The 21,467-nt window shown below is 45.8% G+C and carries 11 protein-coding genes, 13 tRNA genes and 4 rRNA genes; all 28 read left to right on the top strand.

Going from position 1 to position 21,467, the window contains the following annotated elements:
• Positions 1 to 13 precede the first annotated feature (13 nt).
• The 28 genes from EGM68_RS22565 (at position 14) to EGM68_RS22430 (ending at position 20,118) form a co-directional block, all read left to right on the top strand.
• Positions 14 to 628: a stage II sporulation protein M gene (locus EGM68_RS22565; RefSeq protein WP_129550057.1), complete on the top strand. Its 615-nt coding sequence runs from the start codon at positions 14 to 16 to the stop codon at positions 626 to 628.
• A 195-nt stretch (positions 629 to 823) separates the two neighbouring features.
• The gene (locus tag EGM68_RS22560) at positions 824 to 1,054 is read left to right on the top strand and encodes a hypothetical protein (RefSeq protein ID WP_013312131.1); all 231 of its coding nucleotides are present in this window, start codon (positions 824 to 826) and stop codon (positions 1,052 to 1,054) included.
• 363 nt (positions 1,055 to 1,417) lie between these two features.
• A 16S ribosomal RNA gene (locus EGM68_RS22555) occupies positions 1,418 to 2,971 on the top strand.
• A gap of 117 nt (positions 2,972 to 3,088) precedes the next feature.
• Positions 3,089 to 3,205, top strand: a 5S ribosomal RNA gene (rrf, locus tag EGM68_RS22550).
• 38 nt (positions 3,206 to 3,243) lie between these two features.
• Positions 3,244 to 3,320: transfer RNA gene (locus EGM68_RS22545), tRNA-Ile, on the top strand.
• 20 nt (positions 3,321 to 3,340) lie between these two features.
• Positions 3,341 to 3,416, top strand: a tRNA-Ala gene (locus EGM68_RS22540).
• Between the two features lie 130 nt (positions 3,417 to 3,546).
• Positions 3,547 to 6,475 (top strand): 23S ribosomal RNA (locus tag EGM68_RS22535).
• Between the two features lie 77 nt (positions 6,476 to 6,552).
• Positions 6,553 to 6,669: ribosomal RNA gene (gene rrf / locus EGM68_RS22530) — 5S ribosomal RNA — on the top strand.
• Together the 16S, 23S and 5S rRNA genes with 13 tRNA genes alongside form the textbook arrangement of a ribosomal RNA operon.
• An 18-nt stretch (positions 6,670 to 6,687) precedes the next feature.
• Positions 6,688 to 6,763, top strand: a tRNA-Asn gene (locus EGM68_RS22525).
• A 3-nt stretch (positions 6,764 to 6,766) separates the two neighbouring features.
• Positions 6,767 to 6,839 (top strand) — tRNA-Thr (locus EGM68_RS22520).
• 11 nt (positions 6,840 to 6,850) lie between these two features.
• A tRNA-Glu gene (locus EGM68_RS22515) sits at positions 6,851 to 6,922 on the top strand.
• A gap of 11 nt (positions 6,923 to 6,933) precedes the next feature.
• Positions 6,934 to 7,009 (top strand) — tRNA-Val (locus EGM68_RS22510).
• Between the two features lie 55 nt (positions 7,010 to 7,064).
• Positions 7,065 to 7,139, top strand: a tRNA-Gln gene (locus tag EGM68_RS22505).
• Positions 7,140 to 7,143: 4 nt separating this feature from the next.
• Positions 7,144 to 7,219 (top strand) — tRNA-Lys (locus EGM68_RS22500).
• Between the two features lie 11 nt (positions 7,220 to 7,230).
• A tRNA-Leu gene (locus EGM68_RS22495) sits at positions 7,231 to 7,311 on the top strand.
• A 10-nt stretch (positions 7,312 to 7,321) separates the two neighbouring features.
• A tRNA-Gly gene (locus EGM68_RS22490) sits at positions 7,322 to 7,396 on the top strand.
• A gap of 5 nt (positions 7,397 to 7,401) precedes the next feature.
• A tRNA-Arg gene (locus EGM68_RS22485) sits at positions 7,402 to 7,478 on the top strand.
• A gap of 22 nt (positions 7,479 to 7,500) precedes the next feature.
• A tRNA-Pro gene (locus tag EGM68_RS22480) sits at positions 7,501 to 7,574 on the top strand.
• 9 nt (positions 7,575 to 7,583) lie between these two features.
• Positions 7,584 to 7,654 (top strand) — tRNA-Gly (locus tag EGM68_RS22475).
• A gap of 726 nt (positions 7,655 to 8,380) precedes the next feature.
• A complete protein-coding gene (gene ppc, locus EGM68_RS22470) occupies positions 8,381 to 11,173 on the top strand; it encodes a phosphoenolpyruvate carboxylase (RefSeq protein ID WP_025675905.1) in 2,793 nt (930 codons plus the stop codon).
• A 190-nt stretch (positions 11,174 to 11,363) separates the two neighbouring features.
• The gene (sigW, locus tag EGM68_RS22465) at positions 11,364 to 11,930 is read left to right on the top strand and encodes an RNA polymerase sigma factor SigW (protein ID WP_013373239.1); all 567 of its coding nucleotides are present in this window, start codon (positions 11,364 to 11,366) and stop codon (positions 11,928 to 11,930) included.
• A gap of 150 nt (positions 11,931 to 12,080) precedes the next feature.
• Positions 12,081 to 12,704: an anti-sigma factor gene (locus EGM68_RS22460; protein ID WP_013373238.1), complete on the top strand. Its 624-nt coding sequence runs from the start codon at positions 12,081 to 12,083 to the stop codon at positions 12,702 to 12,704.
• A gap of 220 nt (positions 12,705 to 12,924) precedes the next feature.
• Positions 12,925 to 13,758, top strand: a complete 834-nt coding sequence (cdaA, locus tag EGM68_RS22455; RefSeq protein WP_013373237.1) for a diadenylate cyclase CdaA — start codon at positions 12,925 to 12,927, stop codon at positions 13,756 to 13,758.
• Positions 13,755 to 15,224: a CdaR family protein gene (locus EGM68_RS22450; protein WP_040102798.1), complete on the top strand. Its 1,470-nt coding sequence runs from the start codon at positions 13,755 to 13,757 to the stop codon at positions 15,222 to 15,224. The genes cdaA and EGM68_RS22450 overlap by 4 nt, the downstream gene beginning before the upstream one ends.
• Positions 15,225 to 15,284: 60 nt before the next feature.
• Entirely contained in the window at positions 15,285 to 16,625 is a 1,341-nt protein-coding gene (gene glmM / locus EGM68_RS22445; protein WP_129550056.1) for a phosphoglucosamine mutase, read from the top strand.
• 629 nt (positions 16,626 to 17,254) lie between these two features.
• Positions 17,255 to 19,087 (top strand): glutamine--fructose-6-phosphate transaminase (isomerizing), encoded by a 1,833-nt coding sequence (gene glmS, locus EGM68_RS22440; protein WP_129550055.1) that lies wholly within the window; start codon positions 17,255 to 17,257, stop codon positions 19,085 to 19,087.
• A 314-nt stretch (positions 19,088 to 19,401) separates the two neighbouring features.
• Positions 19,402 to 19,746, top strand: coding sequence for a helix-turn-helix domain-containing protein (locus tag EGM68_RS22435; RefSeq protein ID WP_129550054.1), 345 nt, complete (start codon positions 19,402 to 19,404; stop codon positions 19,744 to 19,746).
• Between the two features lie 174 nt (positions 19,747 to 19,920).
• Positions 19,921 to 20,118 carry a hypothetical protein gene (locus EGM68_RS22430; RefSeq protein ID WP_129550053.1) on the top strand — a complete coding sequence of 66 codons (198 nt, stop codon included), beginning with the start codon at positions 19,921 to 19,923 and terminating at the stop codon, positions 20,116 to 20,118.
• The last annotated feature ends 1,349 nt before the right edge of the window (positions 20,119 to 21,467 follow it).

Here is a 21,467-nt window from a genome sequence, read left to right as displayed (position 1 = left end):
GAGGCATCAACAAATGGGACTAAAAGTATTTTTTTATGATTTACGCACGACAAGACGGCTAATTTTGATCGCTGCACTTTTTTTCTGCGCAAGTATTGTAGTGGGATGGTTAAGTACAGGTGTTATTCAGGCTATGTTGGCACAACAAATGGAGGGACTGGGGGGAGTGGCGCAACGATTGCAGAACTCTGAGCATCCACAATGGAGTTTTTTTGTGTTTATCTTTTTCAATAATGCAATTAAATGCGTGCTGGTTATATATACCGGGGCTCTTTTTGGAATCGTTCCGTTTATATTTTTGATTGTGAACGGAATGGTTTTAGGTTTCGTAGTACACCTGCAGACAGATATGGGAAGAAGTATGTATGAAATTGTCGTAAAAGGATTATTGCCTCATGGTGTGATTGAATTGCCTGTTTTAATTATCGCCTGTGCCTTCGGATTGAAGTTTGGAGTCAATATAATATCTACCCTAGGTACAAGCATAGGACTAAAACGCAAAGGTACTGGCCCATCGTGGGAGGTTTTTTTGAAACAAACGTTGACCGTGTCAATATGGTCTGTCATCTTTCTGTTTATAGCAGCTGCGATTGAGAGCGGCATAACTTATCGTTTATTGTCGCATTAAAATAATATGGCCAATTATTTATATATTTCCCGAAAATTGAACATAACAAAGGGGAGAGCGTAAAGAAAAACATTAAAGATTACTTGGAGTAAGTTTGAAACCTTAGCAGTTGAGTTTAAAAACAGGTAAAGTTTGGAACGATTAATTGGGCAAATATAAGTACTATATAATCTGCTGATAAGGGAGTATGGTCATATGTTGGGAATGCTGTTTAACGAAAAAGAATGCAAGGAACTTGACTATGTTCTTCGTAAGGAACTAGATGAAATGCTGCTTGATATGAGCGATACCCGATTGGACCAGGATATCCGTTATGCTATAGCACTTCGATATAAAACAGTTTTCCGCATGTATGCCCGTTTTGCACCCGCTAAGGAACTATCCAAATATGCACGGAGAGGCCGTGTCCCGCAAACCAAACAATGATAAGATAAAGAAGAACTATATCAGACCGAGATATCAGGAAGTAAATATACTTTCTGATATCAAAAAAAGTATTGACTCTATTCAATATTCATGTTAAATTAATTTTCGTTCCTTTTTGAAGGATTTGCTCGAAAAAAGAATTAAAAAAACTCTTGCAAAATTCAAAAAGAGATGATATATTATAAAAGTCGCCGCTGAGATGCGGTGGTGAAACAAAGTGAGATATAACGAAGGTTTGATCTTTGAAAACTGAACAACGAGTGAGTAAATTGATTTTGTTCGCAAAATCAAACAAGAGATATTTTATCTCGTCAGTTTCAAAATGAGCTAATCGCTCTTTCTATAACTAACTTCGGTTGGTCTTTAATGGAGAGTTTGATCCTGGCTCAGGACGAACGCTGGCGGCGTGCCTAATACATGCAAGTCGAGCGGGGTTATGTAGAAGCTTGCTTCTACATAACCTAGCGGCGGACGGGTGAGTAACACGTAGGCAACCTGCCCACAAGACAGGGATAACTACCGGAAACGGTAGCTAATACCCGATACATCCTTTTCCTGCATGGGAGAAGGAGGAAAGGCGGAGCAATCTGTCACTTGTGGATGGGCCTGCGGCGCATTAGCTAGTTGGTGGGGTAAAGGCCTACCAAGGTGACGATGCGTAGCCGACCTGAGAGGGTGATCGGCCACACTGGGACTGAGACACGGCCCAGACTCCTACGGGAGGCAGCAGTAGGGAATCTTCCGCAATGGGCGAAAGCCTGACGGAGCAACGCCGCGTGAGTGATGAAGGTTTTCGGATCGTAAAGCTCTGTTGCCAGGGAAGAACGTCTTGTAGAGTAACTGCTACAAGAGTGACGGTACCTGAGAAGAAAGCCCCGGCTAACTACGTGCCAGCAGCCGCGGTAATACGTAGGGGGCAAGCGTTGTCCGGAATTATTGGGCGTAAAGCGCGCGCAGGCGGCTCTTTAAGTCTGGTGTTTAATCCCGAGGCTCAACTTCGGGTCGCACTGGAAACTGGGGAGCTTGAGTGCAGAAGAGGAGAGTGGAATTCCACGTGTAGCGGTGAAATGCGTAGAGATGTGGAGGAACACCAGTGGCGAAGGCGACTCTCTGGGCTGTAACTGACGCTGAGGCGCGAAAGCGTGGGGAGCAAACAGGATTAGATACCCTGGTAGTCCACGCCGTAAACGATGAATGCTAGGTGTTAGGGGTTTCGATACCCTTGGTGCCGAAGTTAACACATTAAGCATTCCGCCTGGGGAGTACGGTCGCAAGACTGAAACTCAAAGGAATTGACGGGGACCCGCACAAGCAGTGGAGTATGTGGTTTAATTCGAAGCAACGCGAAGAACCTTACCAGGTCTTGACATCCCTCTGACCGGTCTAGAGATAGGCCTTTCCTTCGGGACAGAGGAGACAGGTGGTGCATGGTTGTCGTCAGCTCGTGTCGTGAGATGTTGGGTTAAGTCCCGCAACGAGCGCAACCCTTATGCTTAGTTGCCAGCAGGTCAAGCTGGGCACTCTAAGCAGACTGCCGGTGACAAACCGGAGGAAGGTGGGGATGACGTCAAATCATCATGCCCCTTATGACCTGGGCTACACACGTACTACAATGGCCGGTACAACGGGAAGCGAAGCCGCGAGGTGGAGCCAATCCTAGAAAAGCCGGTCTCAGTTCGGATTGTAGGCTGCAACTCGCCTACATGAAGTCGGAATTGCTAGTAATCGCGGATCAGCATGCCGCGGTGAATACGTTCCCGGGTCTTGTACACACCGCCCGTCACACCACGAGAGTTTACAACACCCGAAGTCGGTGAGGTAACCGCAAGGAGCCAGCCGCCGAAGGTGGGGTAGATGATTGGGGTGAAGTCGTAACAAGGTAGCCGTATCGGAAGGTGCGGCTGGATCACCTCCTTTCTATGGAGAATCGTTTCCTGCAATGGAAACATTCAAATATGAAGCGTAAGTTTCAAGCTCAGGTTTAGGCCTGTTACTCACTCGTTGCTCAGTTTTGAGAGCTCAAACTCTCAAGCGTTTGGTGGCGATAGCGGAGGGGTTCCACACGTACCCATCCCGAACACGACCGTTAAGCCCTCCAGCGCCGATGGTACTTGGACCGCAGGGTCCTGGGAGAGTAGGACGCCGCCAAGCGCAACCACTAAAGAAAAAAAATTTTGGTGGTTTATTATGGGCCCTTAGCTCAGCTGGTTAGAGCGCACCCCTGATAAGGGTGAGGTCGGTGGTTCGAGTCCACTAGGGCCCACCATAAACTTTATATTTTCTTTTGGGGCCATAGCTCAGCTGGGAGAGCGCCTGCCTTGCACGCAGGAGGTCAGCGGTTCGATCCCGCTTGGCTCCACCAAAAAGATTTATTATTGCACCTTGAAAACTGGATACCGAAACGAAATTGCGTTTTAGAATATTCCTTTAAGCTGATCTTGTGTAAACAAGTGAAATAAAGGTAGCAAATCGTATTTACATTGTAGATACTAGGTTAAGCTACAAAGAGCACACGGAGGATGCCTAGGCGCCAGGAGCCGACGAAGGACGTGGCGAACAACGATAAAGCCTCGGGGAGCTGTAAGCAAGCTTTGATCCGGGGATGTCCGAATGGGGAAACCCGGCTGTCTTCATCGACAGTCACTACTCACTGAATTCATAGGTGAGTGAGAGGCAGACCAGGGGAACTGAAACATCTAAGTACCCTGAGGAAGAGAAAACAATAGTGATTCCGTCAGTAGCGGCGAGCGAACGCGGATTAGCCCAAACCAAGGAGCTTGCTCCTTGGGGTTGTGGGACGTCTCATATGGAGTTACAAAGGAACCGGTTAGATGAAGAGGTCTGGAAAGGCCCGCCAGAGAAGGTAAAAGCCCTGTAGTTCAAAACTTGTTCCCTCCGAGACGGATCCCGAGTAGTGCGGGGCACGTGAAACCCCGTATGAATCCGGCAGGACCATCTGCCAAGGCTAAATACTCCCTGGCGACCGATAGTGAAGCAGTACCGTGAGGGAAAGGTGAAAAGCACCCCGGAAGGGGAGTGAAATAGATCCTGAAACCGTGTGCTTACAAGAAGTCAGAGCCCGATCTATGGGTGATGGCGTGCCTTTTGTAGAATGAACCGGCGAGTTACGTTCCCGTGCAAGGTTAAGGTGAAGAGCTGAAGCCGCAGCGAAAGCGAGTCTGAATAGGGCGACTTGAGTACGTGGACGTAGACCCGAAACCGGGTGATCTACCCCTGTCCAGGGTGAAGGTGCGGTAACACGCACTGGAGGCCCGAACCCACGCATGTTGAAAAATGCGGGGATGAGGTGGGGGTAGCGGAGAAATTCCAATCGAACCCGGAGATAGCTGGTTCTCCCCGAAATAGCTTTAGGGCTAGCCTCGGAAAAAAGAATCGTGGAGGTAGAGCACTGATTGGGTGCGGGGCCCGCAAGGGTTACCAAGCTCAGTCAAACTCCGAATGCCATAGATTTAGTTCCGGGAGTCAGACAGTGAGTGCTAAGATCCATTGTCGAAAGGGAAACAGCCCAGACCATCAGCTAAGGTCCCCAAGTGTGTGTTAAGTGGGAAAGGATGTGGAGTTGCACAGACAACCAGGATGTTGGCTTAGAAGCAGCCACCATTGAAAGAGTGCGTAATAGCTCACTGGTCGAGTGACTCTGCGCCGAAAATGTAACGGGGCTAAACACACCACCGAAGCTATGGCTTGATGCTTGCATCAGGGGTAGGGGAGCGTTGAATGCGGGTTGAAGGTGTACCGGAAGGAGCGCTGGACTGCATTCAAGTGAGAATGCCGGTATGAGTAACGAAAAGATCTGTGAGAATCAGATCCGCCGAAAGCCTAAGGGTTCCTGAGGAAGGTTCGTCCGCTCAGGGTAAGTCGGGACCTAAGGCGAGGCCGATAGGCGTAGTCGAAGGACAACAGGTAGAAATTCCTGTACCACCGTAATCCGTGATGAGCGATGGGGTGACGCAGTAGGGTAGTGACGCGGACTGATGGATGTCCGTCTAAGCAGTGAGGCTGATGTGTAGGCAAATCCGCACATCGTTAAGGCTGGGCTGTGATGGGGAGCGAAAATTATAGTAGCGAAGGTCATGATCTCAGACTGCCAAGAAAAGCCTCTAGCCAGGAGAAGGTGCCCGTACCGCAAACCGACACAGGTAGGCGAGAAGAGAATTCTAAGGCGCGCGGAAGAACTCTCGTTAAGGAACTCGGCAAAATGACCCCGTAACTTCGGGAGAAGGGGTGCCTCGGTAGGGTGAATAGCCCGAGGGGGCCGCAGTGAAAAGGCCCAAGCGACTGTTTAGCAAAAACACAGGTCTGTGCGAAGCCGCAAGGCGAAGTATACGGGCTGACGCCTGCCCGGTGCTGGAAGGTTAAGGGGAGTGGTAAGCTCGCAAGAGCGAAGCTATGAACCGAAGCCCCAGTAAACGGCGGCCGTAACTATAACGGTCCTAAGGTAGCGAAATTCCTTGTCAGGTAAATTCTGACCCGCACGAATGGCGTAACGACTTGGGCGCTGTCTCAACGAGAGATCCGGTGAAATTTTAATACCTGTGAAGATGCAGGTTACCCGCGACAAGACGGAAAGACCCCATGGAGCTTTACTGCAGCTTGATATTGAATTTGGGTACGATCTGTACAGGATAGGTGGGAGCCGTAGAACTTTGAGCGCCAGCTTGAAGGGAGGCATCCTTGGGATACCACCCTGATCGTATCTAGGTTCTAACTTGGTACCGTGATCCGGTGCGAGGACAGTGTCAGGTGGGCAGTTTGACTGGGGCGGTCGCCTCCTAAAGAGTAACGGAGGCGCCCCAAGGTTCCCTCAGAATGGTTGGAAATCATTCGAAGAGTGCAAAGGCAGAAGGGAGCTTGACTGCGAGACCTACAAGTCGAGCAGGGACGAAAGTCGGGCTTAGTGATCCGGTGGTACCGCATGGAAGGGCCATCGCTCAACGGATAAAAGCTACCCTGGGGATAACAGGCTTATCTCCCCCAAGAGTCCACATCGACGGGGAGGTTTGGCACCTCGATGTCGGCTCATCGCATCCTGGGGCTGAAGTAGGTCCCAAGGGTTGGGCTGTTCGCCCATTAAAGCGGTACGCGAGCTGGGTTCAGAACGTCGTGAGACAGTTCGGTCCCTATCTGTCGTGGGCGTAGGAAATTTGAGAGGAGCTGTCCTTAGTACGAGAGGACCGGGATGGACGTACCGCTGGTGTACCAGTTGTTCCGCCAGGAGCACCGCTGGGTAGCTATGTACGGAAGGGATAAGCGCTGAAAGCATCTAAGCGTGAAGCCCCCCTCAAGATGAGATTTCCCAGTATGTAAGACCCCTTGAAGACGACGAGGTAGATAGGTTGGGGGTGGAAGTGCAGTAATGCATGGAGCTGACCAATACTAATCGGTCGAGGGCTTATCCTAAAGATAAGGCGCAATAAGTTTCGGATTCAGTTTTCAGGGTGTAACCTTGAATGTAGAATTTGCGAGGCAAATTCATGTTTGGTGGCGATAGCGGAGGGGTTCCACACGTACCCATCCCGAACACGACCGTTAAGCCCTCCAGCGCCGATGGTACTTGGACCGCAGGGTCCTGGGAGAGTAGGACGCCGCCAAGCGAGTTTTATAATTATTATTCCCTGATAGCTCAGTTGGTAGAGCACTCGACTGTTAATCGAGTTGTCACAGGTTCGAGTCCTGTTCGGGGAGCCATTTGCTCTCATAGCTCAGTAGGTAGAGTGCATCCATGGTAAGGATGAGGTCACCGGTTCGATCCCGGTTGAGAGCTTGTTACAGGATGGCCCGTTGGTCAAGGGGTTAAGACACCTCCCTTTCACGGAGGTAACAGGGGTTCGAATCCCCTACGGGTCATAGGATAGTATGGAGGCTTAGCTCAGCTGGGAGAGCATCTGCCTTACAAGCAGAGGGTCGGGGGTTCGATCCCCTCAGCCTCCACCATATTTTATTCTCTTACATGGATGAAATATAGGGGAATTGTGAATCATATGCATATTGGGGATTAGCCAAGCGGTAAGGCAACGGACTTTGACTCCGTCATGCATAGGTTCAAATCCTATATCCCCAGCCATTAAGAGCCATTAGCTCAGTTGGTAGAGCACCTGACTTTTAATCAGGGTGTCGAAGGTTCGAGTCCTTCATGGCTCACCATTGTATTACATGCGCGTGTGGCGGAATTGGCAGACGCACTAGACTTAGGATCTAGCGTCTTTGACGTGGGGGTTCAAGTCCCTCCACGCGCATCCTGTTTTTGCGGACGTGGCTCAGCGGTAGAGCATCGCCTTGCCAAGGCGAGGGTCGCGGGTTCGATTCCCGTCGTCCGCTCCATATTTGCGCCCTTAGCTCAGCTGGATAGAGCGTTTGACTACGAATCAAAAGGCCGGGAGTTCGAATCTCTCAGGGCGCGCCATCTTTCTAAAATAATATAATATCGGGATGTAGCTCAGCTTGGTAGAGCACCTGGTTTGGGACCAGGGGGTCGCATGTTCAAATCGTGTCATCCCGATACTGATTTGCGGGTGTAGTTCAATGGTAGAACTTCAGCCTTCCAAGCTGATAGCGTGGGTTCGATTCCCATCACCCGCTTACCGATTACCTAGAAGCCGAAAGGCTTCTTTTTATTTTGTCCACAATACATTAACTTCTATGTATATAGAGCATTAAATGATGCCTCTTGTCATGCACGGTTGGGGATGACTTGTGCATATCCTATATAGGCTTTTATCACCTAGACCCGGATTTCCCCTCTTATGGCCCCCTTTTTCCTGTAGTAAGGCTAAATTCGTGATCAAATCCATTGAAAATAGGAATCCTATAATTATTATGTTGCGAAATTCATGGTGATAACTTTACATCTGCTCCTTTTGTTGTGCACACTCTTCTTTATTTATGTGGGTAACACGTAGAAATTAATGAATAAACAGATTTAGAATACTGAGATTATGGCTTTTTTGTGTATATCTTTGTGGATAGAGCGCAATAAATTTCACTTTGTCAACAAATAATAAACATATACACACCATGACACAAGAATTTGTACCTTTGAAAACGCACCTTTTAAAAGAGACTGTGCATAAAGTTTCGCACATCAATAGTTATAAAATCAGGTTTAATTTTTAAATTTCATTATTATGTATATATAACCAATATATTCTCCAAAAAAGTATTTCAAAAGCATGATTTTTTCCTGTAAATTTTGCAGCTTTTCATACGTTTTTATTGTATGATGTTAAGAAAGTGTCAAATTTCGTGTGTATACGTACCTTTGCTACAACTGAATAGGTGTGGAACAGATCAGATGGGGGGAAAAGCATGACTGAGCTTACGTTAACCGCTAACAAAAACCAATCCAACAATCTGCTACGGCGGGACGTTCGTTTTCTAGGAAATATTCTTGGTGAGGTTTTGGTTCATCAGGGTGGCAACGAACTTTTGGATATCGTGGAGAAAATACGTGAGGCAAGTAAATCGTTACGTGCCGGGTATCAGCCGGAGTTATACGAGAATTTCAAACAAATGGTCAGTGGACTGGATACGGATATTCGTCACCAGGTTATTCGCGCGTTTGCGATTTACTTTCAGTTGGTGAATATCGCTGAGCAGAACCATCGTATTCGTCGTAAGCGGGATTATGAGCATTCCGCTGGTGAAGAGGTTCAACCCGGTTCTATCGAAAGTTCCGTTCAGGAGCTTAAACAAGGAGGCTTCTCCGCAGAGGACGTTAGCAACATGCTGAATGAACTCTCTTTGGAGCTGGTCATGACTGCACATCCTACAGAAGCAACACGACGAGTAATCCTGGATATCCACAAACGTATTTCCGAAGACGTCATGCTGCTGGATAATCCGATGCTTACCTTGCGTGAGCGAGAACAGGTACGGGAAAATCTGCTTAATGAAGTAATTACATTGTGGCAGACCGATGAGCTACGTGATCGAAAGCCAACTGTATTAGATGAAGTAAGAAATGGAATGTATTATTTTCATGAGACCTTGTTTCATGTATTGCCGGATGTATACCAAGAACTGGAACGATGTTTGGTCAAATATTATCCTGAGCAAAAATGGCACATTCCAACTTATTTGAGATTTGGTTCTTGGATCGGTGGAGATCGAGACGGGAATCCATCTGTTACATCTCATGTGACTTGGGAAACATTACGTATGCAGCGCAAGTTGGCTTTGAGAGAATATCAGCACACGCTGAAAGAACTCATGGGTTACTTGAGCTTCAGTACCAGCATTGTGCGAGTTTCTGATGATTTGTTGGCTTCTATTGAAGAAGATCGCGCCCACATTACACTTAAAAAAATGGAAGTATGGCATAACGAAAAAGAGCCTTATCGCATCAAACTGGCATATATGATTGCTAAGGTGAATAACGTTTTGGATGAAAGCAAACAGGGTACCAAGGAGCGCTACAGCTCCGCGGAAGAACTTATTGCAGACCTGAATGTTATTGACAACAGCTTGCGCCATCATTTTGCTGATTATGTGGCAGACACGTATATCCAAAAGATGATTCGTCAGGTAGAGCTATTCGGGTTTCATACGGCTACGCTGGATGTGCGTCAGCATAGTCAGGAACATGAAAATGCGATGACTGAAATTCTTTCTAAAATGAATATTGTGTCAGATTACAGTAAGCTGTCAGAGGAAGAAAAAATAGATCTGCTGGAACAGCTGCTGAATGAACCGCGTCCGATTACTTCGCCGTATCTAAAATATAGCGATAGCACACAGGAATGTCTTGATGTATATCGTACGATTTATTTGGCTCAGGAGGAATTTGGCAAGCAGTCCATTACAAGCTACTTGATCAGTATGACCCAAGGGGCCAGTGATTTGCTTGAGGTCATGGTATTAGCCAAAGAGGTGGGCCTGTTCCGCATCGAGAAGGATGGCACTGTCATCTGTACGCTGCAATCCGTTCCTTTGTTCGAAACGATAGATGATTTGCACGCTGCACCTGACATTATGAGAAGATTGATGAACCTGCCTGTATATCGACAATCTGTAGCCGCCATGGATGAGCTTCAGGAGATCATGCTTGGCTACTCGGATAGTAATAAGGATGGCGGTGTGGTTACAGCGAACTGGGAACTTCGGGTCGCTATGAATAGCATTACGGAAGTAGTAAACGAGTATGGCGCAAAAGTGAAGTTTTTCCACGGACGTGGAGGAGCGCTGGGGCGTGGAGGAATGCCACTTAATCGCAGTATTCTGGCTCAGCCTCCTCATACCATTGGTGGAGGAATTAAGATTACGGAGCAAGGCGAAGTGCTATCATCCCGCTATTCGCTCAAGGGGATTGCATATCGGAGCTTAGAGCAGGCGACATCGGCGTTAATTACGGCTGCTGCCTATCATCGCTCGGGAAAGAAAGAAGTGTTCGAGGAAAGCTGGGAGGAGATTATTGCCCGTATTTCCGAGGTATCACTGGAGAAGTATCAAGATTTAATTTTCCGAGACCCGGATTTCTTCAGTTTCTTCAAAGAATCTACACCGTTGCCTGAGGTAGGCGAGCTGAATATTGGATCTCGCCCGTCCAAGCGTAAGAATAGCGAACGTTTTGAGGACTTGCGCGCCATTCCGTGGGTTTTTGCGTGGACACAAAGTCGTTACTTGCTACCCGCTTGGTATGCGGCAGGAACTGGTTTGCAAAGCTACTATCAAAACAATGAAGATAACCTTAAAGTGCTGCAAACGATGTTTAGAGACTCTGCTTTCTTCCGGTCGCTTATTGATACACTGCAAATGGCAATCGCTAAAGCGGATTTGCTGATTGCAGAGGAGTACGCTGGGATGTCGGATAATGAAGAAGCACGACAACGTATATTTGGACAGATTTCTGCAGAGTTCAAGCTGACATCTGAGTTGATTTTGAAAATAACCGGACAATCCGAGATTTTGGACGATGTACCTGTTATTCAGGAATCTATCCGGTTGCGTAATCCTTATGTCGATCCGTTAAGTTATTTGCAGGTTCAATTGCTAAGTGAGCTGCGCGAGTTGCGTAATCAGAACGGTGATGATGCTGAAATGCTGCGTGAGGTACTGTTGACGATTAACGGAATTGCCGCAGGCTTGAGAAACACAGGCTGATATAGTTTGGCTGTATGATACAGGCAATCGGGTACTCATGGAGTGCCCGATTGTGCTGTGTTTATAGTAATGACGCACGAGTTTGTTACTTGTGTCCATACTTCAGTTGATTTCTGGATAAAATTAAACTACGATGAATAATCATAAACATATAATAAGTAACCCATCAGCAAGTCTGGGGGAGTATAGAGTGGATAATATGGAAAGCCGCTTGGTTAGGCTGGTGCAAAAAGGTGATCAGCGAGCTTTTGCGGAGTTAGTCGAGTTATATAAAGATCGGATTTTTCATCTTTCCTACCGGATGCTAGGTAATCGTCATGAGGCGGAGGATTTGGTGCAGGAGACTTTTTTGCGTGTGTATCGCAACTTAGAAAAGTATGACCATGGACAGAAATTCTCAACCTGGATTTATCGGATTGCTACAAATCTGTGCATTGATCGTCTGCGAAGGAGAAAACCTACATACTCACTTGATGCTGAAATGAATGATCAAGAAGGTGTTGATGGGTACGCCATGCTTGCTAGTGAAGAGCTTACCCCTGAAGGGAGCACGCTGTTGTCGGAAACGCAAGCTTTAATTCATGACGCCATTGACAGCCTTCCGGATAAATACAAGACGATTATGGTTTTACGGTACTTGCAGGAGCTTTCCTTGCAGGAAATTAGCGATGTACTCAATCTCCCAGTTACCACAATTAAGACAAGAGTACACAGGGGACGGGATTTTCTACGCAAAAAATTGGAGCACAAGCTATAAATGATGTGCATACATTCTAGGAAAAGAGCCTGCGTAGATGTTTTTATGAAACATAATGCTCATTGTAACGTATGTAAGATGAGCAAAGTTTCTAAGCCGGAGCATGTTATGTTGAGAAACACGGAAGAATATTAGAAAGGATTGGCTCATATGGATTGCAAACAAGCCGTCTCTTTTATGCATGACTATCTAGATGGCGACCTGTCTGAGCAGGACAAACATGAGTTGGAACAACACTTGTTAGACTGCCCGGAATGCCGCATGCGTTTTAAAGAGCTGGAGCGGACGGATGCGATGCTTTACGGTACACGCTATCATCAAGTGCCGTGTGTATCGGATGAGCTGACATTTCGCATTATGAATGCTTTGCCGCCGCATAAAAGACAGCCTGCGGTGCCTATGCTAACTTGGGTGAAGAGGCATCCCGCTGTAACAGCTGCCGCCTTCTTCCTTATTGTGATATGCTCAAGTATGGCCAGCTTTTCTAGCACGGACCATCAATTGGTAGTCAAAGGAAGCAATCTAGATCAAGTTGTTATTCAGGGCGATACTGTAATTGTACCTGAAGGGAAATCCATTGCCGGAGATTTAACAGTACAAAATGGTGAGGCCCGTGTATACGGTGATGTGGAAGGAAATCTTACTGTGATTGACGGCTCTTACTATCAAGCTTCAACCGCCCATATTGCAGGACAGGTTAAAAGTATCGATCAAACCTTGGACTGGATTTGGTACAAGGTTACCGATTTGTTCGGGGGACCGTCTTCTCCATAAAAGAAGCTTGAATGGCAAGAACGATATCGAGCGCCTTTTTCCGCTGGAAAAGGCGTTTTTTTGTATATGAATCTGGCGAATCGTACTGTATTTTACTGATTTTGGTGATTCTTTTGTCGCACAGCTTGCAACGTGAGCCTGATCGTTATAACCTAGATAGAGAGAGCATACTGTGTACATATTACACCCACTCACTACAGAAAATTGCGGGGGCATGCGCATGTTGGATTATTTTGCGGACCTGACTTGGAAAGAGTCCATTAAAGATATTATCGACATTTTAATCGTAACCTATATTATGTATCAGCTTATTTTACTTGTTCGCGGAACGCGAGCAGTTCAATTGTTAAAAGGAATTCTGTTCCTGGTCGTTATTTGGGCGGTTAGTACCTGGTTTGATTTGTACACGCTCAAGTGGTTGATGAATCAGATGTTCACCTTTGGTGTAGTGGCTATTTTTATTATTTTTCAACCTGAGTTGCGTCGTGCTCTAGAGCAGCTGGGACGTGGTAAATTATTTGGGCGTTCGTCAGTAGATGATGAAGAAATCAATAAGTTAATTGGAGAAATGATTAAGGCGCTGAATTATTTATCACGTAGAAAAATAGGAGCATTGGTCGTATTCGAGCGAGAGACAGGGCTGAATGAATATACGGAGTCTGGTATCAAGACACAGGCCGTAGTTAGTTCTGAACTGCTAATTAACATCTTCATTCCCAATACGCCTTTGCATGATGGTGCGGTGATTATACAAAATAAACAGATTGCTTCTGCGGCCTGCTATTTGCCATTATCGGAAAATCCCTTCATTAGCAAGGAGTTGGGAACCCGTCATCGGGCTGCAATTGGCGTGAGTGAGGTAACTGATGCCGTAACTGTCGTGGTATCGGAGGAAACAGGGCAAATTTCGTTGGCTATCAATGGTCAGGTCGTACGAGACATTAAGGAAGAATCCCTAATCTCCAAGCTGTATGAGGAGTTGCGGCCAACACCGTCACTGAAGGAAAAACGCGGCTCATTCTGGAATCGGAGGGGAGGCCGTGGAAATTCATGATGGACAAATGGATTAACAATAATACGATTTCCAAGATATTGGCGCTTGCGGTTGCTATAATGCTGTGGGGAATGGTTCATCTGGATACAGGTACACCTTCGTCTACGTTGACCGTTTCTTATAATAATAAAATAATTGATAATGTGGCCATTCAGGCCAGTGGTCTGGATGATTCAAAATATGTGCTGTCTACTATGGACACGGATCATGTAAAGATGGAGGTCAGAGGACAGCGCTCTGTCCTGACTACTTTTTTCGCGGATAATTATCAGGCAAAACTAAACTTAAGCGGCTTAGGAGCAGGTACTAAAACATTGTCACTTGAACCGGATTTGCCGGATGGGGTGGAATTGGTATCGATGACTCCTAACCGTGTTACAGTAACAATTGAGGAAAAACAAACGAAATCATTTAATGTATCTATAGTATCTAAGGGTAGTCCAGATGCGGGGCTACAGCTCGGCAAGCCTGTGATTGCTCCTCAAACGGTAAAGGTTACTTTACCCAAAAGCCAGTTGAATACCGTTACTGCGGTGCAAGGGGCTGTTAATACGGATGGCATTTCAGAAAAGTTTGAACAGAAACGTGTAAAACTGAAAGCTTATAACAAAAAGGGACAGGAACTCACAGGTGCGGTCATTGAGCCATCCACGGTGTCCGTTGAAATCCCAGTCACTCAGCAGGCGAAGTCTGTGCCTGTCAAGATAGTCTATTCCGGAGAGCTGCCAGACGGATTGGCGCTTTCTAAAGTAAACGCAAACGTGAAGGAAGCAGCGGTATATGCATCACAGGATGTATTAAGCAGCCTCAGCTCTTATGTCACGGTTACACTCGATCTGAGTCAATTTACGGAAGCGGGGACCCGTACGGTTCAAGCTAATTTGGCAGCTCCCTCAGGTTCTGATAAAATCGAGCCAGGGTCAATACAAATTCAGGTGACTGTCGTTCCTTCCAATGAAGTTACAGATACGGAACGGACGCTGTCAGGCATCCCAATCGTTTTACAAGGTGCAGGAGATGGAGCTAATGCGACTGTCATAGCGCCCACAGGCAAGACGATGGATGTTACTGTGAAGGGTCCTCAGGATTTGGTAAACAATTTAACCAATGATGACGTTAGTTTGGTGGCAAATGTAAGTGGCCTCTCGGCTGGTCAACACGAGGTTACTTTGAAAGTAGGCTTGCCTAAATACATTACACAAGCCGGGAATGCCGGCCAACTAAAGGCAACGGTAAACATTGAGAGCCCTTCTACGCCTGCTGTAACGAATCCGAATAGTGAGAATGAATCAAACCCCTCTGGTAGTGGTGATAAGGGGCAGGAGAGGCCACAGGAGGGGCAGGGCAATCAAGGTGGCAACTCTGACGCTAATACCGGGGACAACGCAGCTGCGGAGGATAAAACAAATCCTCATAACGGCGCAGAATCTTCTGCGAATGGAACCTCGGAGAACAGTCAGCCATAACATGTTTTATCTGTAGTAAATGATCAAGATTTATTAGACAAAAAAAGGGAGTCATTTTACATGGGGAAATATTTTGGTACAGATGGTGTACGAGGCATTGCTAATCAGGAACTAACAGCCGAACTGGCATATAGCATTGGCCGCTGCGGCGGATATGTCTTAGCAGGTAATGTAGAGAAACCGACAGTTGTGATTGGTATGGATACACGAATATCCGGGCTGATGTTGGAATCGGCACTGGTAGCCGGGTTGTTGTCCATTGGGGCTAATGTGGTTCGCCTAGGTATTGTTTCGACGCCTGGGGTGGCATATCTCACACGGCAATTGAAAGCGGACGCTGGTGTAATGATCTCAGCATCTCACAATCCTGTTGAGGACAACGGGATTAAGTTTTTTGGCGGCGATGGGTTTAAATTAACCGATGAAACGGAATTGAAAATTGAAGAGCTTATGGATGCAAAAGAAGACCAATTGCCTCGTCCGATTGGCAACGGGTTGGGCACGGTTGTTGTAGACGAGCATTCCCGCTACGATTATCTGGAGTTTTTGAAAACAACAATTAGTCATTCTTTTGAAGGTCTAAAAATTGTATTGGACTGTGCAAACGGAGCAGCTTATGAGCTGGCGCCGAAGCTTTTTGCGGATTTGGGAGCTGAAGTGCACACGATCGGAGCGGAGCCAAACGGATTGAATATCAATGATCATTGTGGCTCGACTCATCCTGAAAAGCTGAAAGAGGAAGTGCGCCGCTTGAAAGCGGATATTGGGCTTGCCTTTGACGGCGATGCTGATCGCCTGATCGCAATTGATGAGAACGGGGAAGAGGTAGATGGAGACTACATTCTCTGTATTTGCGGGGATGCAATGAACCGCGCTGGAAAACTCAAGGACAGCACCATTGTATCGACAGTAATGAGTAATATCGGTTTTTATAAAGCTACTGAAAAGCTGGCTCTCAAGACTGCAAAAACTGCGGTCGGAGACCGTTATGTGATGGAAGAAATGCGTCGGGGTGGATTTAATCTGGGCGGTGAGCAGTCTGGTCATGTTATTTTCCTAGACCACAATACGACAGGTGATGGCATGCTGACGGGGATTCAGTTGGTAGATACCCTGAAAGCTTCCGGCAAGAAGATGAGCGAGCTAAAATCGCTTATGAAACAATATCCGCAAGTGCTTGTGAATGTACGTGTGCAGGACAAACGCAATTACGAGGGGAATCCTGCGATTGCAGAAGCCATTGAGCAGGTGGAACAACAATTGGGCGATAATGGGCGTGTATTGGTCCGTGCTTCAGGTACAGAGTCGCTTATTCGTGTAATGGCCGAAGGCCCGGACAAAGATGAGCTGGAGCAATTCGTCGGACAGATCGTAGATGTCGTGAAAAAAGAATTAGTTTAAAATTTTGTAAACGTAGGTTGCCTGTTAACATAAGCAGGCAACCGCATTTACGGTTATTCACTAAGGATTTAACGCCTTTAGGGTGTAATTATGAATAAAGTGTCATTGCCAAATGATGCTCTGCTGAATATAATATAGGGATGTTGTGACTCAAATAGAGAAAGCGAGGGTTGTGAGGTAACGTAATACAAGCGCCAGAGCTTGATTTTGTGCGGGGGAACTTGGTGGAGAAGCAATAGATTCCGTTGAGATGATATTGCTCGCATCGGTTCACGACAAAGCAAGCTGACGAGGTGAAGGTGTTCGAAACATTCGGCGGGGACCTTCCGGTGAAGCATCAACCCGTAAACCGGCAGCGGAAAATGAACAGGCAACTGTTTACACAACGCACCGGTAGATGCCCAAATTATTTTATAACCTAAATTATAAGATTCATTTCATGAATGTGCGGCCATCATCATTGGCGTGCGCGGTTTGGGAATTTCGTTACATTCGTGAAGAGATGCCTGTAAATTCTATAGTTATCATTGACAACTTCATAGATGAATGAACTTTATTCCACAATCTACCGCACACGTTAGTCCTGTGATGAGTCGTCTTGTGAAATGATGATCGGGAGGATAACGAATATGTGTGGCATTGTAGGATATATTGGTAATCAGAATACGCAAGAGGTATTGATTGACGGACTGAAGAAGCTGGAGTATCGCGGGTATGATTCTGCGGGTATTGCCGTGTTTACAGATTCAGGACTGCAAGTAGCCAAGGCAAAAGGTCGTCTGGCGAATCTGGAAGCTAAACTGGATGGTACACCGTTGGTAGGCCATGCAGGCATCGGACATACACGTTGGGCAACACACGGTAAACCTTCTGATGAAAACTCCCATCCACATTTGGATGAGAGCCAAAAGTTTTCTGTAGTTCACAACGGAATTATTGAGAACTATCTGGAACTGAAGGAACAGCTGATCGGCGAAGGTCATACCTTTATTTCCGAAACGGACACAGAAGTTATTTCCCATCTGGTAGCGCGTGAGTATGAAGGAGATATTGTTAAAGCAGTACAAAAAGCAATTACCTTTATGCGCGGTGCTTTTGCACTGGGAGTGCTGACCGAGCACGAGCCTAATAAGCTGGTAGCTGTTCGCCAAGCCAGCCCGCTGGTTATTGGTGTGGGAGAAGGCGAGAACTTTATCGGTTCCGACATTCCGGCTATTCTGAAATATACACGCAATGTATTTATTTTGAACGATGGCGAAATGGCTGTTCTGACTAGTGATGCTGTCGAATTAATGACAATCGAAGGCCAATTTATTTCTCGGGAAATGATTCATGTCGAATGGGATGCTGTGACAGCGGAAAAAGGCGGATATGAGCATTTCATGTTGAAAGAAATTCACGAACAGCCTAAGGCTTACCGTGATACAATGTTGGGCCGTATCGATAAAGACACTAAAAAGGTTGTTCTTCCAGAGCTGAAGCTGACAGAAGAACAAATTAAAAATATCCGCAACATTCAAATTGTAGCGTGTGGTACAGCTTATAATGCTGGTTTGATTGGTCGTACGGTTATTGAAAGTCTGGCTCGTATTCCGGTAGAAAACGATGTAGCTTCCGAGTATCGCTACCGTTCTCCTATCGTAACACCTGAGACATTGGTGATTGTGGTGAGTCAATCCGGTGAAACTGCTGATACCTTGGCAGCACTGCGTGAAGCACAAGCAAACGGAGCGCATGTACTGGCGATTACAAACGTAGTTGGTAGTTCCATCGCCCGTGATGCAGATGATGTGTTGGTTACACTGGCAGGACCGGAAATTGCCGTAGCCTCCACCAAAGCGTATTCTTCCCAGTTGATTGCGTTTTATCTGTTGGGTCTGTATCTGGCTCAAGTACGCGGCACACAAACGGATGAGCAAGTAGCTCATGTGCTGGCTGCTATGGAATCACTGCCAGAGCAAGTAGAAGAGATGTTGAGTAAAGCAGATGCGATCAAAGCCTATGCTGAGCAAATCGCTAGCAACAAGCACCTGTTCTTTATTGGTCGTGGTCAGGACTATGCTGTAGTACAGGAAGGTTCCCTGAAACTCAAGGAAATCTCCTACATTCATTCCGAGGCATATGCTGCGGGTGAGTTGAAGCATGGTACACTGGCATTGATCGAAGAGGGGATTCCAGTTATCGCTTTGGTAACTCAGGAATCCGTGTTGGAAAAAACCGTGAGCAACATTAAGGAAGTCAAAGCTCGTGGCGGTGACGTGCTTGCAATCACGTATGAAGAGCACGCTGTTGAGCTACTGAAATCCGTGGATCAAGTATTTGCAATTCCAAAAACACTTCCGATTCTGTCGGCTGCCATTTCAGTTATAGCTCTCCAATTGTTAGCCTACTATGCATCGCTTGCACTGGGTCATGATGTTGATAAACCACGTAACCTGGCGAAAAGTGTTACTGTAGAATAAAGAGTATCTTAACAAAAGCCCGATTTGTCTACGGACAATAAAGTTGTGTACAAAACAATAAAGTTGTGTACAAATCGAGAAATAGACAATAAAGTTGTGTTCTAATTTATAGCAACTTGTGATCGATTATTATTAATTATGAATCTAGAAATTGATCTTTATTTGCTTATAAGTGTATTTAATGACAATATATTCTTTTGTGCCTAACAATTATAAAATTCATCTATAAAAATCTTGATATTCAAAACTTAAACAGTCCCGATGGAAAATTCTTGATCGGGACTGTTTGTATTTTATTGATTGTGGGTGGATTAATGAAAACTTTGGGAGAAAAGATAAAAATTATACGAAAAATGAATAAGCTTAATCAGACTGAATTTTCTTCAATTATTGGCGTTTCTCAAGGTACATTAAGTGAATTGGAAAAAGATAAATACAGGCCATCCGTTGAAACTATAATTGCTTTAAAACTAAATTTTGATATTGATTTAGAATGGCTGCTACTTGAGAGGCCTGTGAATTCTAACATAGGATTATTTCATATTCAGGTAAATGAGTTTGAACTAAGCCTGGTTTCAAATTTACGAAAGCTAAACCTAGAAGATAAACAAGAAATTGGAGAAATAATAAATTTGAAATTAAAACGATATAATAAATAGAACTGATTGTCCAAGAGAAATAAATTGTTAGAGTGAAATTAAGTATGCTCAGTAAGTTACTTAACGACGTGTGTCTCGGAGACTTCCTCAGTCCGGGTGGCAATTTTCTTGTCTTTCTAGGCCCTTACCTTGACACCCGGCCATATCGTTCGTGCCATCAGGGGATCCATACCGATGGGACCCGGCATCCAGCAACTCAAGCGGATTACAGAATTCAAGGCAGTAATACCTCGGATTCTGGCCCAATTCCAGGCCAGACGGAGTTTTGCACCCTCAATCCGAGCATCAACCTACGACTCCCTGATCATGCTTCGTTCCGTTAAGGGAGACAACAGTCTCCATGCCCTGCATGTTTTTCATTTGGATGTTTAAGCCACAGTTTGGTAGGAGGGACTTTTGCAAACCTACTAAGATCAAAGTATCGAATACTGTTTCCGATGGCAAACTGTCTGTATAAGCTGCTTCTTCGGATATGCAAAAATTTTGATCACTACTTTTCGCTAAGCCGAAACAAAAATACTGATTATTGTGAATGTCCGTTTGCCGTTTCTGCTAAAACCTGCAAGGAATTGGTGCACTCAAACAGAGGAAAGGCAAGAATGCTAGCCCGACCACGCTTATGCGCGGGAATTTAAAAGGCGTTTTGCCTGAGTTCGTTATGGGAAGACAACGGAAACGGCGTTCTATCAGTGGCCCGAGTTGGCGAAGCTGAATTGCATGCATTCTACGCGGGGAAATTACCCTTGAGACTTTTTGGGATTGGCTGAAACTCGACAATGTAGCTTGCAAGAAGAGTCAATAGAAATGTCGGGGGCGCCTCTTGGTATATCCAAATTCAGTCCTTACCAAAACACGAGACAGCTGTCTCGTGTTAATTATTACTAGAGCCTGTATGCAAACTGTACAACTCCTAGAAATATAGTAAAATAAGGAGCATGAGACGAAGATACGAGTTGAATGACGAAGAATGGAATATGCTTGATCCCTGATGCCTCCAGTATGAAAAAACAAGGAGGACACCTGCCAAAAGATCGACGTCAGATGATCAATACCGTGCTTTGGGTTTCTCGAACGGGAGCGACATGGCGATTTTTCCGAATTATTAAGGCTCTTAGTCTTCCGCTTACAGCTTCTTATGGCGGCACAAAAAGAAAAAAAATGGATTAAAGTGCCAAATCATATTGTTGTCGAACTGGTTGGGAGCAAGTTATGGTCGATGCTGCGATCGTCTGCGTCCATCAACATAAAGCGAGCGTAAAAGGGGCAGTACAAACATGCCATCAAACGCTCATACGGAGGATTAACCACCAAAGTTCATGCGATGGTATTCCTGGGATAGCCACTACGTTTCGAGTTGACACCAGGGCAAGATAACGATTCCGTCACCAGATACCGTCTGCTTCATGAACTGGTGTTCTGCCTAGGAAAATGTTAACAAATCGCGCCCACGATATTAATGCCATTTTGGAGCTTTTGTAAAGCCGAGCGCTATTCCGATTATCCCAAGCAAACGCAATCGGTGGGTAAAACGCTCGCTATATGTCGAATACTTTTTCAACAAAGCAAAAACTATTGAGGCTTAGCTACTCGCTATGAAAAAACGGCGAATATGTTAAGGATTTTTTGATTCTGCTTTCGATTCGCTTATGGCTTAAATAGGTTTTCGTACAGACTTTAATAGAGTACATTGCAGAGATAAATAAACATCCCTGTGATGACGG

Origin of the sequence: Paenibacillus sp. M-152, from assembly GCF_003856555.1 — a bacterium.
In the GTDB taxonomy this organism is placed as follows: Bacteria; Bacillota; Bacilli; order Paenibacillales; family Paenibacillaceae; genus Paenibacillus; species Paenibacillus polymyxa_C.
The sequence above is the reverse complement of the archived record's forward strand: the minus strand, read 5'-3'. Positions and strand labels throughout refer to the sequence as shown.

Coding starts and splice junctions, on each gene's coding strand:
- EGM68_RS22450 (WP_040102798.1), top strand. CDS start 13,755: ATGATGGACAAATGGATTAACAATAATACGATTTCCAAGATATTGGCG.
- EGM68_RS22430 (WP_129550053.1), top strand. CDS start 19,921: ATGGGACCCGGCATCCAGCAACTCAAGCGGATTACAGAATTCAAGGCA.
- glmM (WP_129550056.1), top strand. CDS start 15,285: ATGGGGAAATATTTTGGTACAGATGGTGTACGAGGCATTGCTAATCAG.
- glmS (WP_129550055.1), top strand. CDS start 17,255: ATGTGTGGCATTGTAGGATATATTGGTAATCAGAATACGCAAGAGGTA.
- ppc (WP_025675905.1), top strand. CDS start 8,381: ATGACTGAGCTTACGTTAACCGCTAACAAAAACCAATCCAACAATCTG.
- EGM68_RS22565 (WP_129550057.1), top strand. CDS start 14: ATGGGACTAAAAGTATTTTTTTATGATTTACGCACGACAAGACGGCTA.
- EGM68_RS22460 (WP_013373238.1), top strand. CDS start 12,081: ATGGATTGCAAACAAGCCGTCTCTTTTATGCATGACTATCTAGATGGC.
- EGM68_RS22435 (WP_129550054.1), top strand. CDS start 19,402: ATGAAAACTTTGGGAGAAAAGATAAAAATTATACGAAAAATGAATAAG.
- EGM68_RS22560 (WP_013312131.1), top strand. CDS start 824: ATGTTGGGAATGCTGTTTAACGAAAAAGAATGCAAGGAACTTGACTAT.
- cdaA (WP_013373237.1), top strand. CDS start 12,925: ATGTTGGATTATTTTGCGGACCTGACTTGGAAAGAGTCCATTAAAGAT.